This is a genomic window from Mesorhizobium sp. M4A.F.Ca.ET.050.02.1.1 (genome assembly GCF_003997725.1).
Classification (GTDB): Bacteria; Pseudomonadota; Alphaproteobacteria; order Rhizobiales; family Rhizobiaceae; genus Mesorhizobium.
This window is the reverse complement of record NZ_RZSG01000334.1, coordinates 1-6,215: the sequence shown is the minus strand read 5'-3', so window position 1 is coordinate 6,215 and position 6,215 is coordinate 1. Positions and strand designations below refer to the sequence as shown.

Sequence of the window (6,215 nt, the reverse complement as noted above, 5' to 3'; positions counted from 1 at the left end):
ACGCTAACTCGGCGGCCGATAGCCGGGCACGGCCGACGGTCGCTGGCCCAACGCAACCGCATTGTCTTGCTGTCCTGCGCACCTATTGTGCGCTGCGATGAAAACCGCCTCGCCATCGCCCTCGCGTCTCGCTGTGGCCGGCATGCTGGCCATGGCTGTCGCCATGGGCATCGGCCGTTTCGTCTACACGCCGATCCTGCCGGGCATGATGGAGGAACTGCATCTGTCGCCGGCTGACGCCGGCTGGATCGCCTCGGCCAACTATCTAGGCTATCTCGCCGGCGCCTTTGCCGCCGCCGGCGGCTGGGCGCATGGCCGCGAACGCATGCTGATGTTTGCCGGCCTCGCCGCCAGCGCCGTCCTTGCCGCCCTGATGGGCTTCGGCGAGACGATCGCGGCCTTTCTCGTCATCCGCTTTCTTGCCGGCCTCGCCAGCGCCTTTGTGATGGTCTTCATGGCCTCGATCGTCTTCAGCCATCTTGCCGCGGCGGATCGAAGTGATCTGCAGGCGCTGCATTTCGGCGGTGTCGGTTTGGGCATCGCCGCTTCCTCGGCATTGATGGCTGTTCTCGTCACGGTTCATGCCGGTTGGGCGGCGGGCTGGCTGTGGGCGGCGGCGATCTCCGCTTTGGGTCTCGCCGTCGTTGCCCTGCTTGCTGGCTCCGCCACGATCATCAATGGCGCCGAAGACCGCGAGCCGGCGCTGCCGAAGGACCGCTCAATGCTGAAGATGATCGTTGCCTATGGCCTGTTCGGTTTCGGCTATGTGGTGACAGCGACCTTCCTCGTCGCCATTGTGCGCCAGAGCGGCGGCGGGCGCGTGTTCGAGGCCATGGTCTGGATGGTCACCGGGCTCGCCGGTTTTCCGTCCGTCTGGCTGTGGCAGAAGGTCGCCGGAAGGTCCGGTCTTTACCCAGCCTACGTGCTCGCTTGTCTCCTCGAGGTGGTCGGCGTCGCCGCAAGCGTCGTTGTCGGCGGCTATGCCGGTCCGCTGCTGGCTGGCGTTCTGCTTGGCGGCACCTTCGTCGCCATCACCGCGCTCGGTCTGCAGGCGGCAAGGCAGCTCGCGCCCCGGTCGCCGCGCCGCATCTTCGCGCTGATGACCGCCGCCTTCGGCGTTGGCCAGATCATCGGCCCGATCGCTGCCGGCATGCTGGCGCAAGCCTCCGGCAACTATGTCTCGGCCTCGATCACGGCGGCGGTCGTCCTGCTCGTCTCCGCCGTCATCGCCTGGTCGGCTGCGCCAAAATCGCCATGATTTGTGGTCTTGCTCCGTAGCGGGCATCGGGCACGGGCATTTTCTTTCGCCCTAATGTGTGACCTTATGCCCGCCGAGCAGAAACCCGCTGATTTGCGCACAGACCGAGGAACCCGCCACAGTGTTCGTATCCTTCTTCCCGCAGCCGAAGCTGTTTTTCACCTCGGCCGCCCTTTGGAGTCTCGTGGGGATTCTGTTCTGGTTTTTCGGTGGTCAGCAGTTGGGCGCCGCCATCGGTCTGCCGCCTGCCGCTCCTGACGCCCCACCGATCCTCGGCGTGCCGATGTTCTGGTCGGCGCCTTTCCTGTGGTTCTACATCTATTTCGCCGTGATGCTGGCCGCCTTCTATCTGTTTTGGCGCTTCTACTCGCCCCACCCCTGGCAGAATTGGTCCATCCTGGTTTCCGCGTTCATTCTCTTCTCGACCTACATAAACGTGCAGATCTATGTGGCGCTGAACAACTGGCGCGGGCCGTTTTTCGATCTTTTCCAAAAGGCGATTAGTGCACCAGGCACGGTGAGCGCGGCGGAACTCTACAGCCTGTTCGGGATCTACGCCCTGATTGGCCTGATGTTCATCTCGCTCTACGTCGTGACGAAATTCGTCGTCAGCCACTACATTTTCCGCTGGCGCACGGCGATGAACGATTTCTATGCACAGAACTGGTCGAGACTGCGGCACATTGAAGGCGCTTCGCAGCGCGTTCAGGAAGACACGATGCGGTTCTCCACCTCCATGGAGCAATTGGGTGTCGCTTTCGCCGATTCGCTGCTGACACTTATCGCCTTCCTGCCGGTGCTCGACGCCCTCTCGGCACACATAACCGAACTGCCGCTGATCGGGCCCATTCCTCATTCTCTGGTGATCGTCGCGTTGGTCTGGTCGTTGTTCGGCACCATTTTGCTGGCCGTAGCCGGCGTCAAGCTGCCGGGCATGGAATTCCGCAACCAGCGTGTCGAAGCTGCTTACCGAAAGGAACTCGTCTATGGCGAGGACGATCCGAACCGGGCCTCGCCGCCTGCTTTGACCGAGTTGTTTCAAAACGTGCGGCGCACCTACTTCCGCTATTACTTCCATTATGCCTATTTCAATGTCTTCCGGGCTGGCTTCGGCCAAGCAGACGCCATCTTCTCCAGTGTTATCCTGATTCCGACCATCGCAGCCGGCAAGATCACATTGGGCATCTGGCAGCAGATCAGCACGGCCTTCGGCCAGGTTTCCAGTTCGTTCCAGTATCTGGTCAGCGCCTGGCCGCAGATTGTTGAGCTGATCTCGATCTACAAGCGCCTGCGTGCCTTCGAGGCGACGCTGTATGGCGAGCCGCTGCCGGACATCGATCAGCGTTACCTCGCCAAGCATGGCGTGGAGGATCCGACCTGAACCAGACCAGGCCGTGGGCGGTTCAGCCGCCCACAATTGCCTGCCGTTCGCCGGCGCGCTGGCGCGCGACATAGTCGCGGAAGCTGATGCACTCGACCTGCCGCATGACGCAGACTTCGCCGGCAAAGCGCTCCAGCGCATCCCAATAGGCGCCGCCGTTCATCTGCGTGAAATGGAAGCCGAGCTCCAGCGGGATGCGCTTGCCCTGATATTGCGCATCGAAGGCGGCGCGGAAGGCGTGGTAGGTCCGCTCCGTGAACTCCGCCGCCATGCTCGGCCGCTCGAAGCCGCCGGAATGGCGGACATAGAGATTGTAGTCCATGGCGATCACCGGTCTCGACTTCGGCCCTTCCGGAATCTGCGGCAGTGAAAAGCGCGTGGTGCCGCCTTTCTCCGGCGGCACGGCAGGGCCTTGCGAGACGCCGCTGGCGTCGAACTGGAAGCCAGCTTGCGGCAGCGCCTCATAGAGTGCCTTGTTCGCCGAAAGGTACGGCGCGCGAAAACCGATCACGGCATGCCGCGCGAAATCGCGCCAGCCGGCCGGCTCGGGCGCGATGCCGTTGATCGAATAGGCGTTCTCCAGGATGTGCTCGAACGAGGCGAATTCGGCGAGCCAGTCGGCCTTGCTCCAACCCTTGCCGTCGAAATGGCCGCAGCCATGGCTGGCAATGTCATGGCCTTCCGACGCGGCCAGCCCGACCTGTTCCAGCCGCTCAGTCACTTCCTGTTTCGAGGCGGCAAAGCCGATATTCGATTTGCCGGCGCCCTTGCCGGGTCCCGTGTAGTCCTTGCGCGTTTCCTGCGAGAGCAGGAAGACACAGGAGAGAAAATACGTGAAATGCGCGCCGGTGCGTTGCGCCAGGGCACGGCTGCGTTGCCATTGCGAGATTTCGCGGGCGCTGTCGAAGGAGATGATGACGATCTGCTTCGGTTTGGCCGATTGCGGTGGCACGGGCGGATCGGCGAAAGCCGGGCCGGCCACGGCGAGCGCGGCTAGGGAGAACGCAACAGCAGGGAATAGGCGGGGCATCGGCACGGGTCTGGACATCGGGACGGTCGGTGACCGGCTAGCGGCGAAATGTGGCGTGGGTACGATCAGCTCTCGGGAGCACTCTTTACCGTGCCTGATCCGTGATCCCGCCGATTTTCCTGGCGCACCCCTTCCATGCCGACAAAATTTCGCTAAAACGCGGGCTCAAGAAGCGCCCCGTGTGGGCAGCAATGGTTTTGATTGATGTCTGACGACAGTTTTATCCGCGAAGTCAACGAAGAGATTCGTCGCGAACAGGCGCAGGCGCTGTGGGACCGCTTTGGTCCGGCGCTGCTTGGCCTTGCCATCCTGGTCGTGCTCGGCACCGCCGCCGTCGCCGGCTACCGCTACTGGGACGAGAGCCGCGCCAACCGCTCGGGCGACGCTTTCTCGCAGGCGCTGAAGCTTGCCAATGACGGCAAGGGCGACGAGGCGCTGGCCGCTCTCGATCAGCTCCAGAAGGACGGCTACGGCGCCTATCCGCTGCTTGCCCGCATGCGCGCTGCGACCGTCAAGGCCGACAAGGGCGATGTCGCCGCCGCCGTCAAGGATTTCGACGACGTTGCCGCCGACGCCGCCATCCCGCAGGCCATCCGCGACATGGCGCGCCTGAGGGCGGCGCTGCTGCTGGTCGACAGCGGCTCCTTCGCCGACGTCTCCAGCCGCGTCGAGGCCCTCACCGCCGATACAAACACGCTGCGCCACACCGCGCGCGAAGCGCTCGGCCTTGCCGCCTGGAAGGAAGGCAAGACGGCGGACGCGCTGAAACTGTTCGACCAGATCGCTTCGGATGACGGCGCCCCGCGCAATGCGCGCCAGCGGGCGACCTTGATGTCCGAACTGATCCGCGGGTCGGGCAACGCGTCGTGATCCCGGATGGGCTTCAAAGTCGCCATCATCGGCCGGCCTAACGTCGGCAAATCGACTCTTTTCAATCGGCTGGTGGGAAAGAAGCTGGCGCTTGTCGACGACACGCCGGGTGTCACCCGCGACCGCCGCGTCCACGCCGCCAAGCTCTACGATCTTTTCTTCGATGTCATCGATACCGCCGGCTTCGAGGATGCGGCCGCCTCGACGCTGCCCGGCCGCATGCGCCAGCAGACCGAGATCGCCATCCGCGAGGCGGACCTGATCTTCTTCACCATCGACGCCAAGTCCGGCCTGCTGCCCGACGACCGCACCTTTGCCGAGGTCGTGCGCAAATCCGGCAAGCCGGTGGTGCTGGTCGCCAACAAGGCCGAGGCGAAGGGCGCCCAGGGCGGCATGCTGGAGGCCTGGGAGCTTGGCCTCGGCGAGCCGATCCCGGTCTCGGCCGAGCACGGCCAGGGCATGCCCGACCTCCGCGACGCGGTGATCGCCGCGCTCGGCGAGGAACGCGCCTTCGGTGAGGACGAGGAGGACGACGGGGAGATCGCCGCCAGCGAGGTGCTGATCGGCGAGGACATCGCCGACCCCGACGCCGAGCCCGCCTATGACGACACCAAGCCGATGCGCATCGCCGTCGTCGGTCGCCCGAACGCCGGCAAGTCGACGCTGATCAACGCGCTGATCGGCGAAGAGCGGCTGCTGACCGGGCCGGAAGCCGGCATCACACGCGATTCCATCTCGGTCGACTGGGACTGGCGCGGCCGCCGGGTAAAACTGTTCGACACCGCCGGCATGCGGCGCAAGGCCAGGATTCACGAAAAGCTGGAAGTGATGTCGGTGCAGGACGGCCTGCGCGCCATCCGCTTCGCCGAGATCGTCATCATCGTGCTCGACGCCACCATCCCCTTCGAGAAGCAGGATCTGCAGATCGCCGATCTCATCATCCGCGAAGGTCGCGCGCCGGTGATCGCCTTCAACAAATGGGACCTGATCGACAACCCGCAGGAACTGCTGGCGGAGCTGCGCGAGAAGACCGAGCGGCTCCTTCCCCAGGTGCGCGGGATGCAGGCGGTGACGGTCTCCGCCGAGACCGGACGCGGTCTCGACAAGCTCATGGATAGCGTGATCAAGACGCACAAGGTGTGGAACAGCCGTGTGTCGACCGGCAAGTTGAACCGCTGGCTGGAAGGCATTTTGGCGCATCATCCGCCGCCCGCCGTTGCCGGGCGCCGCTTGAAGATCAAATATGTCACCCAGGCCAAGACCCGCCCGCCCGGCTTCGTCGTCTCGTGCTCGCGGCCCGACGCAATGCCGCAATCCTATGTCCGCTACCTGTCGAACAGCCTGCGCGAAGCCTTCGACATGCCGGGCGTGCCGATCCGCATGGCGCTACGCACCTCGGACAATCCATTCGCCGGCCGGGCAAAGAAGCGCTGAGCGGCACTGAGCCTGGGCCTCAGCGCGTCAGGCGACATGTCTCAACGCTTCATTCGCCCGCGCGCTTTCGGGTAGCGCTTGCAGCGCCGCCTGCAACAGTATGTCGGCGAGGCGCGCCGCCACCGGGTCAAGCTCGGCCTCCCTCTGATGCAGGACCAGCGCTATCTTCGGCAAGACCGGTAGCCCCAACAGTTCCGGCATCATCGCCCTGACATTGGCGGGCAGCCCGATATCGGTACGGA

General features: G+C 64.4%; 5 protein-coding genes and 1 pseudogene. 4 read left to right on the top strand and 2 right to left on the bottom strand.

Going from position 1 to position 6,215, the window contains the following annotated elements; translation table 11 throughout:
• The first annotated feature begins 97 nt into the window (after positions 1-97).
• Positions 98-1,258: a YbfB/YjiJ family MFS transporter gene (locus EOA33_RS20585; protein WP_245482391.1), complete on the top strand. Its 1,161-nt coding sequence runs from the start codon at positions 98-100 to the stop codon at positions 1,256-1,258.
• A 121-nt stretch (positions 1,259-1,379) separates the two neighbouring features.
• The gene (sbmA, locus tag EOA33_RS20580) at positions 1,380-2,639 is read left to right on the top strand and encodes a peptide antibiotic transporter SbmA (protein WP_127406437.1); all 1,260 of its coding nucleotides are present in this window, start codon (positions 1,380-1,382) and stop codon (positions 2,637-2,639) included.
• 22 nt (positions 2,640-2,661) lie between these two features.
• Here the strand turns inward: sbmA and EOA33_RS20575 are convergent, their stop codons facing one another.
• Complete coding sequence (locus EOA33_RS20575; protein WP_127406436.1) at positions 2,662-3,669, bottom strand: polysaccharide deacetylase family protein; 1,008 nt, start codon at positions 3,667-3,669, stop codon at positions 2,662-2,664.
• 204 nt (positions 3,670-3,873) lie between these two features.
• Here EOA33_RS20575 and EOA33_RS20570 point away from each other — a divergent pair, with 204 nt between their 5' ends.
• Both EOA33_RS20570 and der read left to right on the top strand, forming a co-directional pair.
• Positions 3,874-4,539, top strand: coding sequence for a tetratricopeptide repeat protein (locus EOA33_RS20570; RefSeq protein WP_127406435.1), 666 nt, complete (start codon positions 3,874-3,876; stop codon positions 4,537-4,539).
• A gap of 6 nt (positions 4,540-4,545) precedes the next feature.
• Positions 4,546-5,973 (top strand): ribosome biogenesis GTPase Der, encoded by a 1,428-nt coding sequence (der, locus tag EOA33_RS20565; RefSeq protein WP_127406434.1) that lies wholly within the window; start codon positions 4,546-4,548, stop codon positions 5,971-5,973.
• Between the two features lie 27 nt (positions 5,974-6,000).
• Here the strand turns inward: der and EOA33_RS20560 are convergent.
• Positions 6,001-6,215, bottom strand: a pseudogene (locus tag EOA33_RS20560) (LysR family transcriptional regulator); the annotation flags it as partial.

Coding starts and splice junctions, on each gene's coding strand:
- der (WP_127406434.1), top strand. CDS start 4,546: ATGGGCTTCAAAGTCGCCATCATCGGCCGGCCTAACGTCGGCAAATCG.
- EOA33_RS20570 (WP_127406435.1), top strand. CDS start 3,874: ATGTCTGACGACAGTTTTATCCGCGAAGTCAACGAAGAGATTCGTCGC.
- EOA33_RS20585 (WP_245482391.1), top strand. CDS start 98: ATGAAAACCGCCTCGCCATCGCCCTCGCGTCTCGCTGTGGCCGGCATG.
- EOA33_RS20575 (WP_127406436.1), bottom strand. CDS start 3,669: ATGCCCCGCCTATTCCCTGCTGTTGCGTTCTCCCTAGCCGCGCTCGCC.